Source organism: Bacillus toyonensis BCT-7112 (assembly GCF_000496285.1).
Classification (GTDB): Bacteria; Bacillota; Bacilli; order Bacillales; family Bacillaceae_G; genus Bacillus_A; species Bacillus_A toyonensis.
The window spans coordinates 4062588-4087685 of record NC_022781.1; the positions used below are offsets into that span (position 1 = coordinate 4062588).

Sequence of the window (25098 nt, forward strand, 5' to 3'; positions counted from 1 at the left end):
ACGAGCATGCAACAATCAAAAGAAGAAAGAGTACATGATGTATTTGAGAAAATTTCAGATAAATACGATGTGATGAATTCTGTAATTAGTTTTCAAAGACATAAAGCATGGCGTAAAGAGACGATGCGTATTATGGATGTAAAACCTGGCAGTAAAGCGCTTGATGTGTGCTGCGGGACAGCGGATTGGACAATTGCGCTAGCAGGAGCTGTAGGTGAGCAGGGGAAGGTTGTTGGCCTAGACTTCAGTGAAAACATGTTATCTGTCGGTAAACAAAAGGTAGAGGCGTTACAATTAAAACAAGTAGAACTTCTACATGGAAATGCAATGGAACTTCCATTTGAAGATCATACATTTGATTATGTAACGATTGGATTTGGTTTGCGTAACGTACCAGATTATTTACACGTATTAAAAGAAATGACACGTGTAGTAAAACCAGGTGGTAAAGTAATCTGCCTAGAAACATCGCAACCAACAATGATTGGTTTTCGACAAGGGTATATTTTATACTTTAAATATATCATGCCGTTATTTGGAAAGATGTTTGCGAAAAGCTATAAAGAATATTCATGGCTTCAAGAATCCGCTAGTACATTCCCAGGGATGAAAGAATTGGCTCAAATGTTTGAGGAAGCTGGACTTGAACGTGTACAAGTGAAACCATTTACTTTTGGAGTAGCAGCGATGCATTTAGGTATGAAACCAGAATCAAAATAGAAAAAAGAAGTTTTAGGTTAAGGTGAACAATATGAAGTTACAACTTATGTACTCTTTTTTACGATCGGATATTAATGTAATAGAAAAAGAATTAAAAAAGACAGTTGCTTCTGAACAGCCATTAGTAGAAGAGGCGGCATTACAACTCATTGAAGCTGGTGGGAAGCGAATTCGTCCTGTATTCGTGTTGCTTGCAGGGAAATTCGGGGATTATAAGTTAGACGCAATTAAGCACGTCGCTGTTGCGTTGGAACTTATTCATATGGCTTCTCTCGTTCACGATGACGTTATTGATGCAGCGTTTTTACGACGCGGTAGTGCGACTGTGAATGCGAAATGGGGAGATCGTATTGCAATGTATACAGGAGACTATCTGTTTGCTAAGTCTCTTGAATGTGTAACAAATATCGAAATTCCAGAGGCGCATCAGGCACTGTCGCATACAATTTTAGAAGTATGTAAAGGTGAAATTGAACAAATTAAAGATAAATATAACTATGACCAAAATTTACGAACGTATTTAAGAAGGATAAAGCGAAAAACAGCATTATTAATTGCTGCGAGTTGTCAGCTAGGGGCGATTGCTGCTGGTGCTAATCGTGATATGGTAAATCGTTTGTTTTGGTATGGGTATTTCGTAGGAATGTCTTATCAAATTATTGATGACATTTTAGATTTCGTTTCAACAGAAGAGAAACTTGGAAAACCTGCTGGTGGTGACTTACTACAAGGAAATATTACGCTGCCTGCTTTATATGCGATGGAAGATCCAATACTCCGCAAGAAAATCACTTCTGTACATGAAAATACAACAGCAAGTGAAATGAAAGAAATTATTGATGCTGTAAAAAATAGTACAGCTATTGATCAAGCATTTGCGTTTAGCGAACGTTATTTACATAAAGCATTGGAAATAATAAAACCACTCCCACGTGGGCAAGCAAAGTATGCATTACAAAATGTTGCAAAGTATATTGGAAAACGAAAATTTTAGTGTTTATTCTAAAAAATAAAATAATCTCTCTATTTCAAAACTATTGCACAATTGTGATAAGGGTGTTAATATGTGTGTGGGGATATACAATTACATACATAATTCAGAAGTGGAGAGATTTTTTATGGAAAAAACATTTCTAATGGTAAAACCAGACGGTGTACAACGTGCCTTCATTGGGGAAATTGTAGCTCGTTTTGAGAAAAAGGGCTTTCAATTAGTTGGTGCAAAATTAATGCAAGTCACTCCGGAAATTGCTGGACAACACTACGGTGAGCATAAGGAAAAACCTTTCTTTGGTGAATTAGTAGACTTTATTACATCTGGACCTGTATTTGCAATGGTATGGCAAGGTGAAGGTGTAGTAGATACAGCTCGTAATATGATGGGTAAAACAAGACCACATGAAGCGGCTCCTGGAACAATTCGTGGAGATTTCGGTGTAACTGTTGCGAAAAACATTATCCACGGTTCTGATTCTTTAGAAAGCGCAGAGCGCGAGATTGCTATTTTCTTTAAAGAAGAAGAATTGGTAGACTACTCAAAATTAATGAATGAATGGATTTACTAATTATTTTGAAATAATTTGTAAACGCTTTAATCACTGTGATAATAGTAAAAAGTGCAAGAAGAATAGGGGTATTCTTCTTGCACTTTTTTTATTTGGATTAGTTACGAAGTTAGAGCGGTTATGATATATTGATATGTAAAGTAAAAGGCCTATCGGAGAATAAGCGAATGGCTGATCAATCATATAATTTCTTTCATATTTTTAGAGTAATGAAAGATAATATCATTGCTTAATATAGCGAGATAAATACATATACGAAAAGAGGAATAACGTATGCGATATATTACAGCTGGTGAATCTCATGGTCCACAACTTACAACGATTATAGAAGGTATTCCAGCAGGACTGCCTTTAGTAGCGGATGATATAAATGAAGAGTTAGCTAGAAGGCAAAAGGGATATGGGCGTGGTAGACGCATGCAAATTGAAACAGATCAAGTGCAAATTGCAAGTGGTGTTAGACATGGAGAGACATTAGGTTCTCCAATTGCACTTGTTGTTGAAAATCGTGATTTTGCACACTGGACAAAAATTATGGGTGCAGAGTCGTTAACGGAACAAGAAGAAAAAGAAATGAAGAGGAAAGTAACAAAACCAAGACCTGGACATGCTGATTTAAATGGTGCGATTAAATATGGTCATAGAGATATGAGAAATGTACTTGAACGTTCTTCAGCACGCGAAACGACAGTGCGTGTTGCTGCTGGTGCGGTTGCTAAAAAAGTGTTAGCGGAACTTGGTATTACAGTGGCAGGCCATGTAATTGAAATTGGCGGTGTACAAGCTAAGGAGATTACGTATCGTTCAATTGAAGAATTAAAAAGTATTACAGAAGCATCACCTGTACGTTGTTTAGATGAAGAAGCTGGCAACCAAATGATAAAAGCAATTGATGATGCGAAAGCAAATGGTGATTCAATCGGTGGCATCGTTGAAGTAATTGTGGAAGGAATGCCAATTGGAGTAGGAAGTTATGTGCATTATGATCGAAAACTGGATGCGAAATTAGCAGCCGCGATTATGAGCATTAATGCCTTTAAAGGTGTTGAGATTGGAATTGGTTTTGAAGCAGCGCATAGACCCGGAAGTGAAGTTCATGATGAAATTCTGTGGAATGAAGCACGTGGATATACACGAAGAACGAATCATGCAGGTGGATTAGAAGGCGGTATGACGACTGGAATGCCAATTGTTGTACGCGGTGTGATGAAACCGATACCTACACTATATAAACCTCTTCAAAGTGTGGATATTGATACGAAAGAACCTTTTACAGCAAGCATTGAACGTTCAGATAGTTGTGCTGTACCAGCAGCTAGTGTCGTTGCAGAAGCTGTTGTGGCTTGGGAATTAGCGACTGCTTTAATAGAACAATTTGGATTAGATCGTATGGATCTTATTCGTGAAAATATGGAGAAACATAATGAATATGCGAGGGGATTTTAATGGAAAACATACATATTCAAACGAAATCAAAAGAATATGATGTACATGTTGGGAAAGAGGCATTATTACATTTGACAACATTTGTTCAAAATATGCAGCCAGTTGTATCTAACGTAATGATCATTTCAGATGAAGTTGTTGCATCTTTACATTTACAGACAGTTGTGAATGCATTGCAAGTAGAGCAAGAAGTATTTTCATTCGTTGTACCGAGTGGTGAAAAAGAGAAGTCTTTTGAAAATTTCTATGCGGCTCATACGTCAGCTCTTGAAAATAAATTAGATAGAAATTCTTTAATTATCGCACTTGGAGGCGGAATGATTGGAGATTTGGCTGGTTTTGTTGCTGCGTCGTTTATGCGTGGCATTCGCTTTGTCCAAGTTCCAACGACTTTATTAGCTCACGATAGTGCAGTAGGCGGGAAAGTAGCAATTAACCATCCGTTAGGGAAGAATATGATTGGTGCATTCCATCAGCCAGAAGCGGTTGTATATCATACACCATTTTTATACTCTCTTCCTGAAAAAGAATGGCGTTCAGGTTTTGCAGAAGTGATAAAACATGCTTTGATTGGTGATGTTGAACTGTATCATTGGTTAAAAGAAGAAGTGCAAACATTGGCGGATCTTCGTGATGAGAAGTTAATTCACATATTAATGAAGGCGATTCCTGTAAAAGCAAATATTGTATCGCAAGATGAAACAGAAAAAGGTGTACGTGCTCATTTGAACTTTGGACATACGCTAGGGCATGCTCTTGAAAAAGAGATTGGATATGGAAATATTACCCACGGTGACGGAGTAGCAGTTGGGATGTTATTTGCTTTATTTTTAAGTGAGCAAGTGTATAAAGTTGATCTTGCTTATGAAGAGATAAAGCAGTGGTTCTTGCAATACGGCTATCCAAAAATGCCAAGCGATTTGAATGTAGAGCGCCTCGTTCAACTGATGAAACAAGATAAGAAAGCAAATGCTGGAACAATTCATATGGTACTTATGCAGGAATATGGGGTGGTGAACGTCGTATCTATTCCTGATGAGACTGTTCATATTGCGTTAGAAGCATTTCAAAAGGATATGGCTTAAAAATATAGGGAACAGTTATGAAGTGCTTATTTAGAGGTGTTTTCGTAATAGTGACGGTTATGATAAAAGATTACAGTAAGGGATTATAATCCCTTACTGTAATCGAATTCAATAAAATGACTGGGGGAAGAAAAATGAGAGTGAAAGAGCAATTGTTAACTTTGAGAGCATATGTACCTGGGAAAAATATTGAAGAAGTAAAAAGAGAATATGGATTATCAAAAATTGTGAAATTAGCATCGAACGAAAATCCATTCGGTTGTTCTACGAATGTGACAGAAGCGTTAACATCATTAGTGAGTCAATACGCTCTTTATCCAGATGGATATGCTTTTGAACTTCGGACAAAAGTAGCTGATCATTTAGGTGTAAAAGCGGAACAACTGTTATTTGGTAGTGGGTTAGATGAAGTTATTCAAATGATTAGCCGTGCCTTACTACATGAAGGAACAAATGTTGTAATGGCGAATCCCACATTCTCGCAATACCATCACCATGCTGTTATTGAAGGGGCAGAAGTTCGTGAAGTATCACTTAAAGATGGCATTCACGATTTAGATGCAATGTTACAACAAGTAGATGATAAAACGAAGATTGTGTGGATTTGTAATCCGAATAACCCGACAGGTACATATGTAGAGAAACAAAAATTACTTTCATTTTTAGAATCAGTACCTAAGTCAGCGCTCGTTATTATGGATGAAGCATATTATGAATATGCGGAAGCAAAAGACTATCCGCAAACATTGCCACTTCTTGAAAAATATGAAAATCTTATGGTATTACGTACATTTTCAAAAGCATATGGCTTAGCTGCTTTTCGAATTGGATATGCGATTGGTGATGCGAAGTTAATCGGGCAGTTGGAAGTAGCAAGGTTACCGTTCAATACATCGACTGTAGCCCAAGCTGTAGCAATAGCTGCATTAGAAGATCAAACATTTTTACAAGACTGTGTGCAAAAAAATGCTGAAGGGTTAAATCAATACTATGCATTTTGTAAGGAATATAACGTATTCTATTATCCGTCTCAAACAAATTTCATTTTCTTAAAACTTGGTATTTCTGGTAATGAAGCTTTCGAACGATTAATGAAGAAAGGATATATTGTTCGTTCTGGTGCTGCATTTGGAATACATGATGGCATTCGTATTACCGTCGGATTGAAAGAAGAAAATGATGAAATTATAGAATTACTGAAAGAGCTTGTAAATGAGCAAGTTAAGAAAGAAGAAACCTATTCTTAAGAAATTGTGAAGGCTCCTTTTATAGGAGTCTTTTTTATCCCGCATGAACAGCTCCTAAAAGCTTGGTTGGTGTTGCTTCATAATTAATAAGGGAAGTTATTTGCACGGTCATGAAAGAAAACGGTACAATAGAAAGTAGTGAGGGATCGGTGTCACATCCGAACTTTTTGAACAAGTAGCTACGCTATAAGAAAAAGTACAAGAAGGAGCATGCCCATTCTAAAGGTTGCGTTATAACAGTGCGTTGCTTATGATAAAGTGAAACTTTAATCAGTGGGGGATGTTTATCCCCCGCTAATTATTAGTTGAACCAATCGGGCTTTTATGGGCAGTTGATCCCCAAACTAACTTCTTTGCCTTAGCTGAATTTTGAGGTGGGGGTCTGACTGCCCGTTAATAGCGGGATAAATGAACAGAAGAGAATATTTTTTAGAATTAAAGGAGACGTTTATGCAAAAGTTTGAACAAGCTGTGTCATATATTGAAAATGGTGAAGCGGAAAAAGGATTACAATTATTAAAAGAACAATTACAAGTTGCGAATGATGAAGAGAAGTATGATATCGCTCGCTACTATCATACACTTGGGTTTACGGATGAGGCGCTAGTAATAACAGAAGATTTACGCTTGCTATATCCGGAAGAGAGTGAATTTACGGTATTTTTAGCAGAATTATATATTGATTTAGATAAAGAAGATGAAGCGATTGAAGTACTTCATGATATTCCAGAAAATGATGATTTATATGTTCAATCGTTATTGCTTGTTGCAGATTTATTCCAAATGCAAGGTTTTGATGATGTAGCAGAGCAAAAACTATTAAAGGCGAAAGAATTGATGCCTGACGAACCTGTTATTACGTTTGGATTAGCAGAATTATATAGTAGTAAAGGTGAAGAACAAAAGGCAATTACTTATTACGAGTCGCTATTAGCGGAACATAAAGTAATGGGGGGTGTTGTCATTGCACTTCGTCTCGCAGAAACGTTAAGTGCAATTGGAAACTGGGAAGAAGCGATCTCTTACTATGAAGCAGGCTTAGAGGAGCAAAAAGATATTCACTCCTTATTTGGATATGCTTTCACATTATATCAAGGAGAAGAATATCAAAGAGCAATTGGTGCTTGGCAAGAACTAAAAGAATTAGATCCTGAGTACGCATCACTATACATGTATTTAGCGAAAAGCTATGAAAAAGAAGGAATGCTGCAAGAAAGCTATGAAACACTTCAAGAAGGAATTAAAGTAGATGAGCTTGCTGTTCCGTTTTATGTAGAATTAGCGAGCATTGCAGCTAAATTAGGAAAAGTAGCAGAGGCAGAGGAAGTGCTTCAAAAAGCGCTTGAGTTAGATCCAGGACATTTAGGTGCAATATTAAAATATGCATATATTTTAAAAGGACAAGAAAAGTATGAAGAGTTAATCACAGTTGTAGAGCGTGCTATTGATAGCGGAGAGCCAGATACACAACTACTTTGGGATCTTGCGTTTGCAAAAAAACAATTAGAAATGTATTCGGATGCATTAAAGCACTATGAAAGTGCATATACTTCTTTTAAGAATCATCCAGACTTCTTGGAAGAGTACGGTTATTTCTTATTGGAAGAAGGAATGCGAAAAGAGGCCAAAGAAGTGTTTACTCAGTTATTACAACTAGACCCGACACAAATTCATATTGAAGAATTGTTATATAATTTAGAGGATTTTTCATAAGTTGGAAGGAAACTGAATGCCGCTTCTTGAATCTAAAAAGAAAAGAGAAAGACAGAGGAGGGACTTAATTGCTATGAATACCCCTGTTTCTGTAAACGAGAAGAAGGATTTTGTGAAATGGTTTTTGAATAATTACCAACTGAAACAGCGTGAATGTGTATGGATTTTGAATTATTTAATGAGTCACGACCAATTAATGCATAAAGTCCACTTCGTAGAGCATGCAAAATATTGTCCGCGTGGCTTAGTGATGTCAGCAAATTGCGTGAAAGACACACCGTTTCACTTTTTTAAACAAAATGTTATGACAACAGATGCTGAAAAATCGTTTCATGATATTCGTTTAAATCGAGATGAGGATATTTATATTCAACTCAACTTTAAATCATCGTTCCAAAACGCAAACTATGTAGCTGTATTAGAAGACAATCCATATTTACCAAAGCATATTGAAGTAAATGAAAAAGATCGTTTACTTGCAGAGAGATTTTTAGAAGAGAGTGTATTTTCATTTAGAAGAGAACGTCTTTTGAAACAAATTGATGAAGCGTTGGATAAGCAAGATAAGGAAGCGTTTCATAGGTTAACGGCGGAGTTAAAGACTTTATAGGATTTATTTGAATTATTGAATTTTTACAAATTTCGGACTTTTTTTAAGAAAAACTACCTATCTTGGGTAGTTTTTCTTTTTTTACCCCTTTTAGTATGGTTTAATATATATAAAGTGAAAGTTCTGTCATTTTAGCTGGAGGGAGGGAAGAAATGTGAAATGGATTGTAAAAGACGTGGAACAGTTTGAGCAAGCAAGGGAGTATGTAGATACAGGGGTAATACCTCTTTTGTCAATTTCAGCAGCAAAAGAAATGAAAACGGTAGTAGAACAAGGTGAATTTATTGAATTGTTGAGTATGGAGTTGGAAAGAGAATATAAAGGAAGAGTGCTTTTACTACCTGCATTTACGTATTTAGTAGAAAGTCAAAAGAATGAAAAAGCTCGTTTGCAAGAATGGACAGATCATTTACAAAGTCAAGGCTTTAAACATATTGCTTATGTTACAAGTGATTTTTCATGGAAAGAAGATATGCAAGAGTTACAGGGGGATTTATTTTGGTTACCCTCATTAGCGTTAGAACAATTTAGTGATCAAGCGAAGAGAGAAGTCATTCACGCTCATATAAAAAATATAATGGTAATGTTAGAAGAAAAATGGGGAAAATAGCAATAAACAGAAAGTTCTTATTATTATGAGTAGTATGATATTGACCTGTGCATGAGGGTATTATATCATGATAGTGTCCTAGTATTTATTTTTTATATTATTTTTCACGAGGGGACAATTTCTGATAGAGGGGGGAAATTTTCGTGAGCGAGAAAGAACATCGTGTGTCAAGAAGACAGTTTTTAAATTACACACTTACAGGAGTAGGAGGCTTTATGGCAGCGGGTATTTTAATGCCGATGACGCGATTTGCGCTTGATCCGGTGTTAAGAAAAGAAGCGGGAACAGATATGGTTGCTGTTGCGCAAGTAAAGGATATTACAACAGAGCCGAAGCGTTTCGACTTTAAGGTGAAACAGGTTGACGGATGGTACAAGTCTGAAGAGCCAAAATCTGCTTGGGTGCATAAAGATGAAAGCGGAGACATCGTTGCATTTTCTCCAGTGTGTAAACATTTAGGGTGTACAGTGAACTGGAATTCGGACAAAGCACATCCGAATCAATTCTTTTGCCCGTGTCACGGAGGACGTTATACAAAAGATGGTATGAACATTAAAGGCACACCGCCACTTGCTCCGCTTGATGTGTACGAGTCTAAAGTGAAAGATGGAACGCTGTATTTAGGGAAAGCGAAGCCAAAAGGGGGTGCAAAGTAGATGCTAAATAAAATTTATGATTGGGTAGATGAACGTTTAGATATTACACCGATATGGCGCGATATCGCTGATCATGAAGTACCTGAACATGTAAACCCGGCACATCACTTTTCTGCATTCGTTTATTGCTTTGGAGGACTTACCTTTTTCGTTACTGTAATTCAAATTTTATCTGGAATGTTTTTGACGATGTATTATGTGCCTGATATTAAAAATGCGTGGGAATCTGTTTACTATTTACAAAATGAAGTTGCGTACGGGCAAATTGTTCGTGGCATGCACCACTGGGGTGCTAGTCTCGTAATTGTAATGATGTTTTTACATACACTCAGAGTTTTCTTCCAAGGTGCGTATAAAAAACCTCGTGAGTTAAACTGGATTGTTGGTGTTCTTATTTTCTTTGTTATGTTAGGTCTTGGTTTTACCGGATATTTATTACCGTGGGATATGAAAGCGTTATTTGCTACGAAAGTAGGGATTCAAATCGCAGAGCAAACGCCGCTCATTGGTCCTTATATTAAAACATTACTCGCTGGTCATTCCGAAATTGTTGGCGCTCAAACATTAACTCGCTTCTTTGCTATTCATGTCTTCTTCTTACCAGCAGCACTTCTAGGTTTAATGGCCTTCCACTTCATCATGATTCGCAAACAAGGTATTTCCGGTCCACTATAAGAGATTGCTAAATTAAAGGGGAAAGAACTAAAGGAGGGAGATTATGCATCGCGGCAAAGGAATGAAATTTGTAGGAGATTCTCGAGTACCAGTAGCTCGGAAACCAAATATTCCAAAAGATTATTCTGAATACCCAGGAAAAACAGAAGCATTTTGGCCGAACTTCTTGTTAAAGGAATGGATGGTTGGTGCAGTTTTTTTAATCGGTTATTTATGTTTAACAGTGGCACATCCGTCACCGCTTGAGAGAATGGCGGATCCGACAGATGCCGGATATATACCACTTCCAGATTGGTATTTCTTATTTTTGTATCAGTTACTAAAGTATTCTTATGCTTCTGGTTCATTTACTGTAATTGGAGCGTTTATTATGCCAGGGATTGCGTTTGGAGCATTACTGTTAGCTCCATTTCTCGATCGAGGTCCAGAAAGACGCCCGTTGAAGCGTCCTGTAGCAACTGGATTTATGCTTTTAGCAATTGCATCGATTATCTTTTTAACTTGGGAATCTGTAGCACACCACGACTGGGAAGCCGCAAAGAAACAAGGTGCAATTGTAAAAACAGCACCAGTTGATAAAAATGATGACGGCTACAAGTTAATGCAAAAAAATACTTGTTTAACGTGTCATGGTGATAATTTACAAGGCGGGGCGGCAGCACCAGCTTTGCAGAACTTAACTTTAAAACCTGAAGAAATCGCTAAAATTGCGAAAGATGGAAAAGGTTCCATGCCTAAAGGTGTATTTAAAGGTACGGATGAAGAACTGAAAAAGCTTTCGGAATTCGTTGCAAAGTATAATAAAAAATAATAGAAAAGCTGACTACAAATTTTGTGGTCAGCTTTTTATTTTGATGACAGAAAGTTTACTATATAATAGAGTAGAGTTTGAGGAAAGAATGAAAGGTGTTGGACATACAGCTTGGTTTACTTGTATGCAATGTTAAGACAACGCTCAGTATTATTATTTTTATTGATTGTTAACATACTAGGTACAATTTACGGATTTATATGGTATGGAAATCAATTAAAAGAAACGTCACCTATATTTTGGCCGTTTGTACCAGATAGTCCTATGGCGACTCTCTTTTTTGTCTTTGTTTTAATTGCTTTCTTGGTAAAGCGAAACTGGGGATTAATAGAGGCGCTGGCAATTGTAACTTTAATAAAATATGGTATATGGGCTGTTGTTGTAAATGGGGTTATGATTTATGTGAAAGGTCCTATTGGCCTGATGGGGTATATGTTAATGCTATCGCATTTTGCAATGGCAGTGCAGGGAGTGTTATATGCTCCGTTTTACCGTATAAAAAAATGGCATTTTGTAGTAGCAGGTATATGGACATTACATAATGACGCAATTGATTATTTATTTTGGCAAATGCCGAGATACGGAATTATGCATTTGTTTGTAGAGAAAATTGGTTATTTTACATTTTGGTTAAGTATTGTCGTACTGTGCATCACATACTATTATTGCTTACGTGAGCGCCGAAAACAGTTTTCTTTATGATGGTGTGAACATTTAGGGGGAGAAAATGAAGAGAAGTAAGAGTGGAAAAATATTGGATCGATTGATTACGTTAGTTGTTTCATATAGCATAGCATTTTCTATTTTTGCACTTGCAACAATGGCAGTTATATATGGAAAATGGCTGTATTATTTTGAAATTGATTTTTTAAACATTCCAGATTTAGCGGATATGACAAAAGATGAAATTAAGAGAAATTATGATGTGCTAATTACATATTTATCTCCGTTTTATGACGGAGCATTACATTTACCGACATTAGATATGTCTACAAATGGTCGTATTCATTTTGTAGATGTTAAAAATATTATAGTAAAGATTCAATATGTGATGTATGCGACAATTATGATTGTAGTGATAGGCGGCGTTTATTTATTAAAAAGAAAAACGAAAAATTTTTACTGCATGGATCGATTGTAACAATTATATTTCCGATAGCACTGGTGTTGCCAATCGCTATTAATTTTGAAAAGAGTTTTGTATTATTCCATAAGCTGTTATTCAGTAACGATTATTGGATGTTTGATATTGAATCGGATCCGATTATTTTAATGCTACCAGAAGAATTTTTTATGCATGCGGCGTGTGCTATTTTATTATTCATTTTAGGTGGTAGTATACTTTGTTACAGCTTGTATAGATATTTCGTAAAAAAGAAAAGGATTTCAAAGGAAAAATTCTCTGCTTAAAGAGAATTTTTTTGTTTGTAAAACGATAATATATTTTTCGGGGCAGTTCTGTTCTATTCTTGTCCAATTCCACATATTTTGTACTAGTAGTTATAGGGGGGACCGGGATGAAGAGAACATTAATTGGATTGATAGCATTTCTAATTATAATGTTTCCGTTACGTATATATGCTGAAGAGTGGAGTGAACTAACGGGATTGCTAGACGACTCGTTACAGTTAGTGAAGCGTAATGAAGATGAAAAAGCAGTACAAGTATTACAATATTTCTCGGAGCAGTTTTTAGTGAAGGGGAATGAAAAGAAGCAAGAAGTAACACCAGATCAAATTAGAGTCATTTCTTTAGCTTACGACAAAGCGAAACAATCTCTCTCGGAAGAAGATTTAGGTAAGCAAGTTAAAATTGATAATGTGATAGCATTACAACTTGCTGTTGATGCGCAAGTATCGAAATATCAACCGCTTTGGATGGAAAGAGAAGGGAAAGTAATGGATGCTTTTTCTCAAATGGAAAAAGCGATGAAAAAAGAAGATACTGGACAGTTTCAGCAAACGTTAAATACATTCTTAAATGAATTTAATATTATTTACCCAAGCCTAATGATTGCTTTGCCAGAAAACGAGGTGCAACGTGTAAATGCTCATTTATCTTATTTGGATGAATTTCGTAACGTTATGTTAAAAACGAAAGGTGGGCAAATGCAATTAGGAATCATTAAAGGAGATTTGCAAAAGATATTTCACACAGTAAAAAAAGATGAAATTGCCCCCTCTCTCATTTGGTTTATGACAATTACTGGAGGACTTATTTTATTCACATTAACTTATGTTGGATGGAGAAAGTATAAAGGTGAGCGAGAGAAAAGAAAAAGTAATGTACATTCTAAAAATAGATAATGCGATAAAGTGAAACTTTAATCAGTGGGGAGGTTCATACCTCATTGATTATTAGCCCTCATCAATCGGGCGTTTACGGGCAGTGGATATACCGCTTAAGTTCTTTGCTCCAGCAGAATTTTGAGGTGGGAGTCTAACTGTCTACAAATAGCGGGATAAATAAAGATACGGATTGTAAGGTTTATTCATTGACAATGGTGGCAGAAAAAAATAGAATGAGAAGTACTATAATTAAAACTTCAATGGAGGTTCATGATGTTTTATTTAATTTACTTCGCGATCATTTTGATCATACCGTTGTATGCACAGTCAAAAGTACGTAGTGCCTATAGCAAGTATTCACAAGTTTATTCAACATCAGGTATGACAGGAGCAGAAGTGGCTCGGAAAATTTTAGATGAAAACGGATTATACAACGTAGCTGTAGAAGAAACGCCAGGTCATTTATCAGACCATTATGATCCAACTGCCAAAACAGTTCGATTATCAACAGATAACTACTATGGCCATTCAGTTGCTGGTACAGCAGTAGCAGCACACGAAGTAGGGCATGCGATTCAAGATGCAAAAGATTATAATTTCATGCGTGTTCGTCATTCATTAGTGCCAGTTGCTAATTTTGGCTCGAATATGTCTTGGGTTTTCGTCTTAATTGGTGTGTTTGCACAAATGTCTGGTTTATTGTTGCTAGGAATTATTTTGATGGCAGCAGGTGTTGTTTTTCAACTTGTTACATTACCAGTTGAGTTTGATGCATCAAAACGCGCAATGCAACAAATTGAAGCACTTGGTATCGTATCGACAGATGAGTACGGCCAAGCTCGTAAAGTATTAAATGCGGCAGCATTAACATATGTAGCAGCTGCAGCTGTAGCTGTATTTGAATTATTACGTCTTGTATTAATATATACTGGTATGCAGCGTAGCGACGACTAAAGACTATCAATTTTGATAGTCTTTTTTTATTATCTGTAATAAATGGACAGGATAAAATGAAAGAAATATTGTAGGGAAATCATCATTAAGTAGCATACGATGAGGGGGGAGATAATGGAATATCCAGACCATATAGTAAAGCAAGTGAAAGAGCGTAGTACTTCGTATCAGCTAGAAGGTTTTCTAAGTGGACAAGGCCCTGGAAACCCAAAAATTATGCTCGTTGGTGAAGCACCTGGTGAAACAGAAATTCATAATGGGATTCCGTTTAGCGGTAGAGCTGGAAAACATTTAATGGAGTTTTTAGAACGTATTCATGTTACAAGGGAAGAAGTATATATTACGAGTGCGGTCCGGAGTAGGCCATATAAATGGCGAGAGAAAAAAGAACGAAATGGCGAAAAAATACAGAAAAAGTATAATAGAACACCAAATCAAGGAGAAATACTTGCTCATGCACCTTTATTAGATTATGAGTTGGAACATATAGACCCTCCTGTTATCGTTACGCTTGGTAATATTGCATTACAGCGTTTAGTCGGTAAAAATCATAAAATTACAGATGTTCATGGAGAATTGTTAAAACAACCCGTGCAACAATTGAAAGATAGTTGCTGTACAGAATTTGTATGGACAGAAAAAGAATATTCTATTTTTCCGACCTTTCATCCAGCTTCTATTTTTTATAATCGGAGTTTGTTGGAGCTTATTTATGAGGATTGGGAGAAGCTGAAAAAATATGTAATAAAAAACTAGAAAAGCTAAAGAGCTTTTCTAGTTGAATTTAATTATGTAACGGATTTTTATTTTCATCTAATGTAAAACCTTCACCAACTACATCATGTACGTCACTTACAGCAACAAAGGCATGAGGATCTACAGAAGTAATAATATTTTTTAATTTCACGATTTCATTTTTAGCGACAACGCAATACAATACGTTCCGTTCCACTTTCGTATACGATCCAACAGCTTTTAAAAAGGTTGCTCCGCGCTCCATGTCAGATAAAATTTGGGCAGCAATTTCATCGTTTTTATCTGAGATAATAGTTGCTCCTTTTGCCGCATAGGCTCCTTCTTGCATAAAGTCAATGACTTTCGCTCCGATAAAAACAGCAACTAACGTATACATGCCTTCGCGGTATGATAAATAGGTAAGAATAGAGACGATAATGACGATAGCATCAAACATAAACATTGTTTTCCCCATACTCCAGCCAACATATTTATGAGCGAGTCTTGCGATAATATCTACACCGCCAGTAGTCCCCCCATATTTAAATATTATGCCAAGACCGATACCGATAAATGCCCCGGCGAATAAAGCCGCGAGTGTCATATCATTTTGTAAGTTTAAATGTAAGTTAAGAACGTCGTAACGCTGAAAAATCCATAGAAATAAAGATACGCTGAATGTGCCGATTAGTGTATAGATAAATGTCGTTCTTCCAAGTAACTTCCAACCAATAAAAAATATAGGGATATTTAAAATTAAGTTTGAATAAGAAGGGTCAAACTTAAATAGAAAATACAATAATAGTGTAATACCGGTAAATCCGCCTTCTGCAAGGTGATTTTCAATATTGATATTCACAATACCGAAAGAAAAAATAGCGGAACCGATTAAAATGAAAATGATATTTCGAATCTTCAAACTTGATGTCATATAGAAATCCCCCTAATTATGTAGATTGCATTGCTCCGCTGAAACGGTAAAACATAATGATAAGTAATTTCTAGTTGTTAATAAAAATAGTGAAGGCTATAAAAAAACAATTGATTTTAGCTGATCTTTTGCCAAAACCGCAAAAGAAAGTTTCACTTCATTATAGTCTATCCAAAAAAGGGTCGCAAATAGGTGTTTGGCGGGGAATAATATTTGTCAAATCGCGATGAATTGGCTAACATGAAAGAGGAAGGATTAGAGGTGATTAGTATGGAAGCAAAAACGATGAAAGATATGCAGAAAGAAGTAGATGCATATATTGGTCAGTTTAAAGAAGGTTATTTCAGTCCGCTTGCAATGATGGCTCGTTTAACGGAAGAAATAGGAGAGCTTGCGAGGGAAGTAAACCATTACTACGGTGAGAAACCGAAGAAAACAACTGAAACAGAACGTAGTATTGAAGAAGAGCTTGGAGATGTATTGTTTGTTATGATTTGTATGGCAAATAGTTTAAATATTGATTTAGAAACAGCGCATAACATTGTAATGGAAAAATTTAATACACGTGATAAAGATCGCTGGACACGCATTGATGAGGGAGAGAAAGAATAATGAAAGAAATTAAAGTAATTATCGCTGGACCAAGAGGACGTATGGGACATGAAGCAGTCCTTCTTATGGAAAGAACAGAACATTTCAATTTAGTAGCAGCAGTAGACTATAAGCACGGTGGAGAAAAGATTTCAGACTTACCTGGTATGCCGATGTTAGATACACCGATTTACGCAGATTTACATACTTGTTTAGATGAAGTGGAAGCAGATGTATTATTAGATTTAACAACACCAGAAGTTGGAAAGAAACATGTGACACTTGCAGTTGAACGTGGACTTCGATCTGTTATTGGTACAACTGGATTTACGGAAGAAGAACTAAAGCAATTAACAGAAAATGCAAAAGATAATAAAGTAGGAACAATTATCGCTCCAAACTTTGCAATTGGTGCAGTTCTTATGATGAAATTTTCACAAATGGCAGCGAAGTACTTCCAAGACGTTGAAGTAATTGAATTACACCATGATCAAAAATTAGATGCACCATCTGGTACAGCTGTCAAAACAGTAGAATTAATTCGTCAAAATCGTGAATCAAAGCAGCAAGGTCATCCAAACGAAGTAGAGCAACTAGAAGGTGCTCGTGGTGCTAATGTAGACGGTATTCACATTCATAGTGTACGTTTACCAGGACTTATTGCACACCAAGAAGTAATGTTCGGCGGGGATGGACAAATGTTAACGGTTCGCCATGATTCATTCAATCGTGCATCATTTATGTCAGGTGTAAAACTATCAATTGAAACAGTAATGAACATTGATCATCTTGTGTACGGTTTAGAAAACATTATCGACTAAAGGGGAGACAACGGATGAAAATTGCCTTAATCGCACATGACAAAAAGAAAAATGACATGGTTTCGTTTGCGTACGCATATAAACCAATTTTTGAAAAACATGAATTGTTTGCAACAGGAACGACAGGACTTCGCATTATGGAGGCAACTGGCTTAGTTGTAACAAGATATCAGTCGGGTCCTCTTGGTGGCGATCAAGAAATCGGTGCCATGATTGCAAAAAACGATATGGATATGGTGATTTTTTTCCGAGATCCACTAACTGCTCAGCCGCATGAGCCAGATGTAAATGCATTACTTCGTTTATGTGATGTATATGCGATTCCACTTGCAACGAACATGGCAAGTGCTGAAATGTTAATGCACGCATTAGAACGAGGGGATTTAGATTATCGCAAGTTAAGAAAATGAGGGGAACAATTATGAGTGGATTACATATATTAGCGTTTGGTGCTCATGCTGATGATGTTGAAATCGGCATGGCGGGTACCATTGCAAAATATACGAAGCAAGGGTTTGAAGTAGGTATTTGTGATTTAACAGAAGCTGACCTTTCTTCAAATGGAACGATAGAGTTGAGAAAAGAAGAAGCAAGGATCGCAGCTCGTATAATGGGAGTAAAAACGAGACTGAATTTAGGGATGCCAGATCGTGGTTTGTATATGAAAGAAGAGTTTATACGTGAAATTGTAAAGGTGATCCGTACATATAAACCAAAACTCGTTTTTGCACCATACGATGAAGATCGTCATCCAGATCATGCAAATTGTGCAAAGCTTGTGGAAGAGGCTATTTTTTCAGCAGGAATCCGTAAATATATGCCAGAACTTCCACCGCATCGTGTGGAGTCTTTTTATAATTATATGATTAATGGTTTTCATAAACCGAATTTTTGTATAGATATTAGTGAGTACCTATCGCAAAAAGTGGAAGCATTAGAAGCGTATGAAAGTCAGTTTTCAACAGGGAGTGATGGTGTTAAGACGCCGTTAACAGAAGGTTACGTTGAAACTGTGGTCGCTCGTGAGAAGGTGTTTGGGAAAGAAGTTGGAGTCTTGTATGCCGAAGGATTTATGAGTAAGAAACCGGTTTTATTACATGCTGATTTAATAGGGGGATGTAAATGAAATTAAAAATAGGTATTACATGTTATCCTTCTGTAGGTGGTTCTGGAGTTGTTGGAACAGAATTAGGAAAGCAATTGGCGGAACGCGGGCATGAAATTCATTTTATTACATCGGGTTTACCATTTCGATTAAATAAAGTGTATCCAAACATTTATTTTCATGAAGTGACGGTGAATCAATACTCTGTATTTCAATATCCACCATATGATTTAGCGTTAGCGAGTAAAATGGCAGAGGTTGCACAAAGAGAAAGTCTTGATATTTTACATGTGCATTACGCAATACCGCATGCAATTTGTGCTTATTTAGCGAAACAAATGATTGGTGAGCGTATTAAAATTGTTACAACCTTGCATGGAACAGATATTACTGTGTTAGGTTCCGACCCTTCGTTAAATAATTTAATTCGTTTTGGTATTGAGCAGTCTGATGTTGTTACTGCTGTCTCGCATTCATTAATTGACGAAACGCATGAGCTTGTAAAACCAAATAAAGACATTCAAACGGTATATAACTTTATAGACGAACGTGTATATTTCAAGCGTAATATGTCTCAATTAAAGAAAGAATACGGTATAAGTGAGAGTGAAAAGGTACTTATTCACATTTCAAATTTCCGTAAAGTGAAACGTGTGCAGGATGTTGTTCAGGCATTTGCTAAAGTTGCTAAAGAAGTTGATGCGAAATTGCTTCTTGTTGGAGACGGACCAGAATTTTGTACAATTTTACAGATAGTGAAGAATTTACATATTGAAGATCGCGTTTTATTCCTAGGGAAGCAAGATAATGTTGCAGAACTGCTTGCGATGAGTGATTTAATGTTGCTTCTATCAGAGAAGGAAAGTTTTGGTCTTGTTTTATTAGAAGCGATGGCGTGTGGTGTACCTTGTATCGGAACAAGGGTTGGAGGTATTCCAGAAGTCATTCAACATGGTGAAACAGGATATTTATGTGAAGTTGGCGATACAACAGGTGTGGCCAATCAAGCCATTCAGCTATTAAAGAATGAAGAGTTTCACCGTAATATGGGAGAGCGAGCAAGAGAAAGTGTTTATGAGCAGTTCCGCTCAGAAAAAATCGTCTCACAATATGAAGCAATTTACTATGACATACTAAGGGATGACAAAAATGGAAAGATTTAAAAAAGCTAGTTCTATTATTGAGATATTAAAACAACAAGGACATGAGGCTTATTTTGTTGGTGGGAGCGTACGAGATCTTATTATCGATAGGCCGATTGGAGATATTGATATTGCGACATCTGCTTTACCAGAAGAAGTAATGGATATATTCCCAAGACATGTTCCTGTTGGTCTTGAGCATGGAACTGTAATTGTTGTAGAAAATGGTGAACCTTATGAGGTAACCACTTTTCGAACAGAAAGCGAATATGAAGATTTTCGAAGACCTAGTAGTGTTCAATTTGTTCGTTCATTAGAAGAGGATTTAAAACGTCGTGATTTCACAATGAATGCGATTGCCATGACAGAAGAAGGCGAAATGGTGGATTTATTTGCTGGGCAGGAAGCGATTCAAAAGAGAGAAATTGTGACAGTTGGAAATGCAGCGAATCGTTTTCAAGAAGACGCACTAAGAATGATGCGTGGCATTCGGTTTGTAAGTACGTTAGGGTTTTCTTTAGAAACGAAAACGAAGCAAGCGATTGAAACGTATGGGCACTTGCTAGAACATATAGCAATTGAGCGCATCACAGTAGAGTTTGAGAAACTGTTAACTGGTACCTATTGTGTGAAGGGCCTCAAAGAATTAGTAGAGACAAAGCTATTTTCTCATTTGCCCTATTTACAAATGTCAGAAGAGAGACTGTTAAAAGCTACGCAGTATAAATGGGATTCTTTTGAAACAGACATTGAGGCATGGGCATTTTTCTTATATTGTATCGGAGAAGAGCATCCATCTGTATTTTTACGTCAATGGAAGTTTTCGAATAAAAAATAAAAGATATTGTCGCAGTTTTATTAACAATTCGTACGAGAAAGGAGAAGGATTGGGATACAGTCCTTCTTTATAAAACGGGAATTCATATCGCTGAAATGGCAGAGAGAGTATATGAAGCGATGATTGAAAACTATAACCCTACATCTGTTAAACGAGTACAATCAATGTTTCATGCATTGCCAATCAAGGGTCGTCAAGACATGAATGTGAGTGGGAATGATCTATTAAACTGGGCGAATAAAAAGCCTGGTCCGTGGGTTGCTGAAATGCTTCAAAAAATCGAAGAAGCGATCGTACAAGGAAATGTAGTTAATGAGAAAGAGAGTATAAGGGAGTGGCTGCAAAGATGCAATCTACTATAAGAAAGCAGTTGTTGCAAGTTTTTTCTGAAGCGGATGGAGAATTTGTATCTGGCCAAACGATTAGTGATAAACTTGGCTGTTCAAGAACCGCTGTGTGGAAACATATGGAGGACCTTCGGAATGAGGGATATGAACTTGAAGCTGTGCGTCGATTAGGTTACCGCATTGCGGGGAAGCCAGACAAAGTAACTGCTAACGAAATTCAGTTAGGATTACAAACAGAGCGTATCGGTAGAACGGTTTATTTTGAAGAATCAGTTGAATCTACTCAGCATATTGCAGCAAAACTTGCTTATGAAGGAGTAGAAGAGGGAACAATTGTCGTTGCGGAAGAGCAAACTGCAGGTAGAGGCCGTTTAAGTAGAAAGTGGCATTCGCCAAAAGGAACAGGAATTTGGATGAGTATTATTTTGCGTCCATCGATCCCGGTTCATCATGCCCCGCAGCTCACTCTGCTAGCGGCTGTTAGCGTTGCACAAGCAATTGAAAAATGCACAGGTGTAAATGTAGGAATTAAATGGCCGAATGATATTTTAATTCAAGGTAAAAAGGCTGTAGGTATATTAACAGAAATGCAAGCGGATCCTGATAAAATCAATGCTGTCATTATGGGAATTGGTATTAATGCGAATCAAAAACAAGAACATTTTGATGAGGAAATTCAGCAAATTGCCACTTCTTTAGCGATTGAATCAGGTAAGCCAATTGTTCGTGCGGAACTTATGCAACAAATCTTTTTACAACTAGAAAAATTATATGAAGAGTATTTACAAAATGGTTTCTCTGTAATTAAAATTCTTTGGGAAAGTTACGCTGTGAGCATCGGGAAAGAAATTACTGCCCGAACGATGAGACAGACGATTACGGGGCTAGCAAAAGGGATTACAGAAGAGGGTGTATTGCTTCTGGAGGACCATGAAGGGAAAATACATCATATTCATTCTGCGGATATCGAAATGAAGTAAAAGAAGTTCCTTTTTTGGAACTTCTTTTTTATTTCAATATTTTTGAGTAGGCTTTGTAATGTGACAATACACTTTTTACAACTTAAGTTGTATGTAGAGTAACGTTCGATTAGCGCTGCTTATTATTTGATTATTACTTTTCCTTCCATTCCTTTAAGGAGATGGTATCTACATATTAATTCATATGTACCAGTATTTTTAGGTTTTACGGTAATGTTTTTTTCTTTTCCTGACTCAACTACGACGTCAATTCCGAGTTTTTTCACTGTAAAGGTGTGCTCGTTCTTACCTTTATTTTTTAATAACAATGTTGTTGTTTCTTCAATCGGAATAGTGATGACATTCGGATTAAAGTAATCATCGTTAAGTTCGACTTCAATCACTTTCGTTGACTCAATAGGTTGTGTTACGACGTTAGCTGAGGCAACTACGTTGATGGAGTCTAAAGTTATCACACTCACAATCATTACAAACAAACCGAGTAATGGAAATAACCACTTGTTCATAGACATTCGCAATTCTCCTTTTCTAAGTGCTTTTCTTCAATTAACCTGCATCAATAGTTTTAGGCTTATACTATACAGTCAAATAAAATATCAGTATCTTTAAATCAATTTTTTGCATTTAAATGGATTACAAAAGAAATTAACTTGGAGTTGTAAGGTATGTATGGGAAACACACCCACTTATTTTTTAGGACTGAATTCTCTGTAAAAACTATATAGCATATACACTATCTAGTTAAATTTCACATACCGTAATGGAAATAAAAAATTATTTTTTCAAAAAAATGTAGTAATTTCTTTTTGTACTTTGCTATAATTAGTTCGAATGTGGGCAGTATCAGAGCGAACTGCACCATGATTCGAAGCAGTACAAAAAATAATAACTTGGATTCTGCCTTGATCCAATAACGGACTGGGACAGAGGGATGAATAATGCCGACTAACACACAACCCTTCTGCCCTTTTATGGCCAGAGGGGTTTTTTATATGATTTCGGCCATCGCCTCTCTCCTGCATAAAGGAGGAGTAGTTTTTGAAAACAAAAACAGATTTTTTGAAGATGAAAGAGCAAGGTGAGCCGATTACGATGCTAACGGCGTATGATTATCCTTCTGCTAAATTAGCAGAAGAAGCTGAAGTCGATATGATTTTAGTTGGAGATTCTCTTGGGATGGTTGTACTCGGATATGATTCAACAGTACCTGTAACAGTAGAGGATATGATTCATCATACGAAAGCTGTACGCCGCGGAGCGAAAGAAACATTTATTGTAACTGATATGCCGTTTATGTCTTATCACATATCGTTACAAGAAACGATGGTGAATGCACGCCGCATCGTTCAAGAGAGCGGAGCACATGCACTGAAAGTAGAAGGTGCTGGAGAAGTTATATCAACGATTCATTATTTAACGAATGCAGGAATTCCTGTCGTAGCGCATTTAGGTTTAACTCCTCAATCTGTGGGAGTATTGGGTGGATATAAAGTGCAAGGAAAAGATGCTGAAAGTGCAAAGAAATTAATAGACGATGCAAAGAAATGTGAGGAAGCTGGTGCGATAGCACTTGTGTTAGAATGTGTGCCAATGCAGTTAGCAGAATTAATTTCGAAGCAATTAACAATTCCAATAATCGGGATTGGAGCGGGACAAAAAGTAGATGGGCAAGTTCTTGTATATCATGATCTCATCTCATATGGGGTAAATCGTGTTCCGAAATTCGTAAAACAGTATACGTCTGTTCAAGAGGAAATTGTACGTGGGATTTCTCAATATGTTGCTGAAGTGAAGACAGGGCAATTTCCTGAAGAGAAACATTCGTTCACAATGAAAGAAGAAGAATGCTTAGCGTTATACGGGGGAAAACAGTAATGAAAATCATAACTACAGTGCAAGAGATGCAGCAAATTACGAGCGAACTTCGTACAAGTGGAAAGAATATTGGTTTTGTTCCAACGATGGGTTATTTACATGAAGGGCATGCTACTTTATTACGCAAGGCAAGAGAAGAAAATGAAATTGTAGTTTTAAGTGTGTTTGTAAACCCACTACAGTTTGGGCCGAACGAAGATTTAGAGCGATACCCTCGTGATATTGAGAGAGATGAAAGTGTAGCAAAAGAAAACGGTGTGGATTATTTATTTTATCCGAGTGTAGAAGAAATGTATCCGGCAGAACAAACAACAACAGTAGAAGTTGTAAAGCGTACTGACGTATTATGTGGAAAACAAAGACCTGGTCACTTTTCTGGAGTTGCGACTGTACTAATGAAATTATTTAATATTGTAATGCCAAATCGTGCTTATTTCGGTATGAAAGACGCACAACAAGTTGCTGTAATTGAAGGATTTGTAACTGATTTCAATATTCCAGTAACGATCGTACCAGTTGATATTGTAAGAGAAGAAGATGGATTGGCAAAAAGTTCTCGTAATGTGTATTTATCACAAGAAGAACGTGAAGAGGCTTCTCATTTATACCGCAGTCTATGTATAGCGAAAGAAAGAATTGAGGCAGGCGAACGTAATTCAGAAATCATTACAAATCTTGTGAAAGAACATATTGAGACGTATACGAAAGGTACTGTAGATTATGCGGATTTATATGCATATCCGTCATTGGCAATAGTAGGGGAAATGGAAGGAAGAATCATTTTAGCTATTGCAGTTAAGTTTGAAAATGTAAGATTAATTGACAATATAACATTAACGGTTAAATAAGGGGGAGCATCTATGTTTCGCACAATGATGAGAGCAAAGTTACATCGTGCAACTGTAATGGAGGCAAATTTAAACTATGTAGGTAGTATTACAATAGATGAAGATTTAATGGATACAGTAAATCTTGTAGAGAACGAAAAAGTTCAAATTGTAAATAATAATAACGGTGCGCGCTTAGAGACATATGTTATTAAAGGCGAACGCGGTAGCGGTGTTATTTGTTTAAACGGTGCTGCAGCAAGGCTTGTACAACCGGGAGATAAAGTAATTATAATTTGTTATGGCTTAGTTACGGAAGAAGAGGTTCATAAACAAGAACCAAAAATTGCAGTGTTAGACGATCAAAATCAAATTGTTGAAATGTTAGGTGCTGAAAAGGCTGGTACAACATTATAAAAGAGGAAAGCTATCTCTATATCAGGAGATAGCTTTTTTGTGCATCTTTTCATTAAGATGAGATAAAACGTGGTATAGTAACATTATATGAATTATTGTTGTTTGAAAG

Annotated in this window: 27 protein-coding genes and 2 pseudogenes; 27 read left to right on the plus strand and 2 right to left on the minus strand. The window is 36.6% G+C overall.

What is annotated here, in order from left to right; all coding sequences use genetic code 11:
- The first annotated feature begins 6 nt into the window (after window positions 1–6).
- The 17 genes and pseudogenes from menG to BTOYO_RS20940 all read left to right on the plus strand — a co-directional run bounded on the left by menG (window position 7) and on the right by BTOYO_RS20940 (window position 15136).
- The gene (menG, locus tag BTOYO_RS20860) at window positions 7–720 is read left to right on the plus strand and encodes a 2-heptaprenyl-1,4-naphthoquinone methyltransferase (RefSeq protein WP_001187664.1); all 714 of its coding nucleotides are present in this window, start codon (window positions 7–9) and stop codon (window positions 718–720) included.
- Window positions 721–751: 31 nt separating this feature from the next.
- A complete protein-coding gene (gene hepT / locus BTOYO_RS20865) occupies window positions 752–1714 on the plus strand; it encodes a heptaprenyl diphosphate synthase component II (protein WP_000776088.1) in 963 nt (320 codons plus the stop codon).
- Window positions 1715–1838: 124 nt separating this feature from the next.
- A complete protein-coding gene (gene ndk, locus BTOYO_RS20870) occupies window positions 1839–2285 on the plus strand; it encodes a nucleoside-diphosphate kinase (RefSeq protein WP_000415890.1) in 447 nt (148 codons plus the stop codon).
- A 273-nt stretch (window positions 2286–2558) separates the two neighbouring features.
- Window positions 2559–3731, plus strand: coding sequence for a chorismate synthase (aroC, locus tag BTOYO_RS20875; protein WP_001269353.1), 1173 nt, complete (start codon window positions 2559–2561; stop codon window positions 3729–3731).
- Window positions 3731–4816, plus strand: a complete 1086-nt coding sequence (aroB, locus tag BTOYO_RS20880) for a 3-dehydroquinate synthase (protein ID WP_000427689.1) — start codon at window positions 3731–3733, stop codon at window positions 4814–4816. The genes aroC and aroB overlap by 1 nt, the downstream gene beginning before the upstream one ends.
- A gap of 134 nt (window positions 4817–4950) precedes the next feature.
- Entirely contained in the window at window positions 4951–6063 is a 1113-nt protein-coding gene (hisC, locus tag BTOYO_RS20885) for a histidinol-phosphate transaminase (protein ID WP_001264040.1), read from the plus strand.
- A gap of 450 nt (window positions 6064–6513) precedes the next feature.
- The gene (locus BTOYO_RS20890; protein WP_001168690.1) at window positions 6514–7776 is read left to right on the plus strand and encodes a tetratricopeptide repeat protein; all 1263 of its coding nucleotides are present in this window, start codon (window positions 6514–6516) and stop codon (window positions 7774–7776) included.
- A 73-nt stretch (window positions 7777–7849) separates the two neighbouring features.
- The gene (locus BTOYO_RS20895; RefSeq protein ID WP_001095919.1) at window positions 7850–8386 is read left to right on the plus strand and encodes a ReoY family proteolytic degradation factor; all 537 of its coding nucleotides are present in this window, start codon (window positions 7850–7852) and stop codon (window positions 8384–8386) included.
- A gap of 154 nt (window positions 8387–8540) precedes the next feature.
- Window positions 8541–8996: a YpiF family protein gene (locus tag BTOYO_RS20900; RefSeq protein ID WP_000871316.1), complete on the plus strand. Its 456-nt coding sequence runs from the start codon at window positions 8541–8543 to the stop codon at window positions 8994–8996.
- A 143-nt stretch (window positions 8997–9139) separates the two neighbouring features.
- On the plus strand, window positions 9140–9652 hold the full coding sequence (gene qcrA / locus BTOYO_RS20905) for a menaquinol-cytochrome c reductase iron-sulfur subunit (RefSeq protein WP_001290419.1): 513 nt from the start codon (window positions 9140–9142) through the stop codon (window positions 9650–9652).
- Window positions 9653–10327, plus strand: coding sequence for a menaquinol-cytochrome c reductase cytochrome b subunit (gene qcrB, locus BTOYO_RS20910; RefSeq protein ID WP_000932700.1), 675 nt, complete (start codon window positions 9653–9655; stop codon window positions 10325–10327).
- Window positions 10328–10370: 43 nt separating this feature from the next.
- Window positions 10371–11138 (plus strand): menaquinol-cytochrome c reductase cytochrome b/c subunit, encoded by a 768-nt coding sequence (gene qcrC, locus BTOYO_RS20915; RefSeq protein WP_000554601.1) that lies wholly within the window; start codon window positions 10371–10373, stop codon window positions 11136–11138.
- A gap of 111 nt (window positions 11139–11249) precedes the next feature.
- Window positions 11250–11840 carry a lipoprotein heptaprenylglyceryl N-acetyltransferase LhaT gene (gene lhaT, locus BTOYO_RS20920; RefSeq protein ID WP_000262816.1) on the plus strand — a complete coding sequence of 197 codons (591 nt, stop codon included), beginning with the start codon at window positions 11250–11252 and terminating at the stop codon, window positions 11838–11840.
- A gap of 25 nt (window positions 11841–11865) precedes the next feature.
- Window positions 11866–12548, plus strand: a pseudogene (gene lit / locus BTOYO_RS20925) (lipoprotein intramolecular transacylase Lit).
- A 107-nt stretch (window positions 12549–12655) separates the two neighbouring features.
- Window positions 12656–13444 (plus strand): sporulation protein YpjB, encoded by a 789-nt coding sequence (gene ypjB / locus BTOYO_RS20930; RefSeq protein ID WP_000831603.1) that lies wholly within the window; start codon window positions 12656–12658, stop codon window positions 13442–13444.
- 255 nt (window positions 13445–13699) lie between these two features.
- Window positions 13700–14380, plus strand: a complete 681-nt coding sequence (locus BTOYO_RS20935) for a zinc metallopeptidase (RefSeq protein WP_000499539.1) — start codon at window positions 13700–13702, stop codon at window positions 14378–14380.
- 114 nt (window positions 14381–14494) lie between these two features.
- Entirely contained in the window at window positions 14495–15136 is a 642-nt protein-coding gene (locus BTOYO_RS20940) for a uracil-DNA glycosylase (RefSeq protein ID WP_000456301.1), read from the plus strand.
- A 28-nt stretch (window positions 15137–15164) separates the two neighbouring features.
- Here BTOYO_RS20940 and BTOYO_RS20945 read toward each other — a convergent pair whose 3' ends face one another.
- Window positions 15165–16046: a YitT family protein gene (locus BTOYO_RS20945; RefSeq protein WP_000204285.1), complete on the minus strand. Its 882-nt coding sequence runs from the start codon at window positions 16044–16046 to the stop codon at window positions 15165–15167.
- Between the two features lie 270 nt (window positions 16047–16316).
- On the opposite strand from BTOYO_RS20945, the gene BTOYO_RS20950 reads away from it, so the two are divergent.
- From BTOYO_RS20950 to BTOYO_RS20980, 7 genes and pseudogenes are all read left to right on the plus strand, one after another.
- The gene (locus BTOYO_RS20950) at window positions 16317–16658 is read left to right on the plus strand and encodes a nucleotide pyrophosphohydrolase (protein ID WP_048559542.1); all 342 of its coding nucleotides are present in this window, start codon (window positions 16317–16319) and stop codon (window positions 16656–16658) included.
- Window positions 16658–17458, plus strand: coding sequence for a dihydrodipicolinate reductase (gene dapB, locus BTOYO_RS20955; RefSeq protein ID WP_000658815.1), 801 nt, complete (start codon window positions 16658–16660; stop codon window positions 17456–17458). The genes BTOYO_RS20950 and dapB overlap by 1 nt, the downstream gene beginning before the upstream one ends.
- A 14-nt stretch (window positions 17459–17472) precedes the next feature.
- Window positions 17473–17868, plus strand: a complete 396-nt coding sequence (gene mgsA / locus BTOYO_RS20960; protein WP_000684760.1) for a methylglyoxal synthase — start codon at window positions 17473–17475, stop codon at window positions 17866–17868.
- A gap of 11 nt (window positions 17869–17879) precedes the next feature.
- On the plus strand, window positions 17880–18584 hold the full coding sequence (bshB1, locus tag BTOYO_RS20965; protein ID WP_000015659.1) for a bacillithiol biosynthesis deacetylase BshB1: 705 nt from the start codon (window positions 17880–17882) through the stop codon (window positions 18582–18584).
- Window positions 18581–19726 carry an N-acetyl-alpha-D-glucosaminyl L-malate synthase BshA gene (bshA, locus tag BTOYO_RS20970; protein ID WP_000768310.1) on the plus strand — a complete coding sequence of 382 codons (1146 nt, stop codon included), beginning with the start codon at window positions 18581–18583 and terminating at the stop codon, window positions 19724–19726. Before bshB1 ends, bshA begins: the two co-directional genes overlap by 4 nt.
- A pseudogene (locus BTOYO_RS20975) lies at window positions 19713–20905 on the plus strand (CCA tRNA nucleotidyltransferase). Before bshA ends, BTOYO_RS20975 begins: the two are co-directional and overlap by 14 nt.
- Window positions 20890–21870 (plus strand): biotin--[acetyl-CoA-carboxylase] ligase, encoded by a 981-nt coding sequence (locus tag BTOYO_RS20980; protein WP_001192037.1) that lies wholly within the window; start codon window positions 20890–20892, stop codon window positions 21868–21870. The pseudogene BTOYO_RS20975 and the gene BTOYO_RS20980 overlap by 16 nt, the downstream one beginning before the upstream one ends.
- Before the next feature lie 122 nt (window positions 21871–21992).
- On the opposite strand, the gene BTOYO_RS20985 is transcribed toward BTOYO_RS20980, so the two are convergent.
- Window positions 21993–22382 (minus strand): cupredoxin domain-containing protein, encoded by a 390-nt coding sequence (locus BTOYO_RS20985; protein WP_000062349.1) that lies wholly within the window; start codon window positions 22380–22382, stop codon window positions 21993–21995.
- Between the two features lie 526 nt (window positions 22383–22908).
- Between BTOYO_RS20985 and panB the strand changes: the two genes are divergently transcribed.
- Genes panB through panD form a run of 3 tightly spaced genes read left to right on the plus strand, consistent with a single transcriptional unit; the run spans window position 22909 to window position 24989 of the window.
- Window positions 22909–23745 (plus strand): 3-methyl-2-oxobutanoate hydroxymethyltransferase, encoded by an 837-nt coding sequence (gene panB, locus BTOYO_RS20995; RefSeq protein ID WP_000851101.1) that lies wholly within the window; start codon window positions 22909–22911, stop codon window positions 23743–23745.
- A complete protein-coding gene (panC, locus tag BTOYO_RS21000) occupies window positions 23745–24593 on the plus strand; it encodes a pantoate--beta-alanine ligase (protein WP_000692376.1) in 849 nt (282 codons plus the stop codon). The genes panB and panC overlap by 1 nt, the downstream gene beginning before the upstream one ends.
- A gap of 12 nt (window positions 24594–24605) precedes the next feature.
- A complete protein-coding gene (gene panD, locus BTOYO_RS21005) occupies window positions 24606–24989 on the plus strand; it encodes an aspartate 1-decarboxylase (protein ID WP_023441198.1) in 384 nt (127 codons plus the stop codon).
- Window positions 24990–25098: the final 109 nt, after the last annotated feature.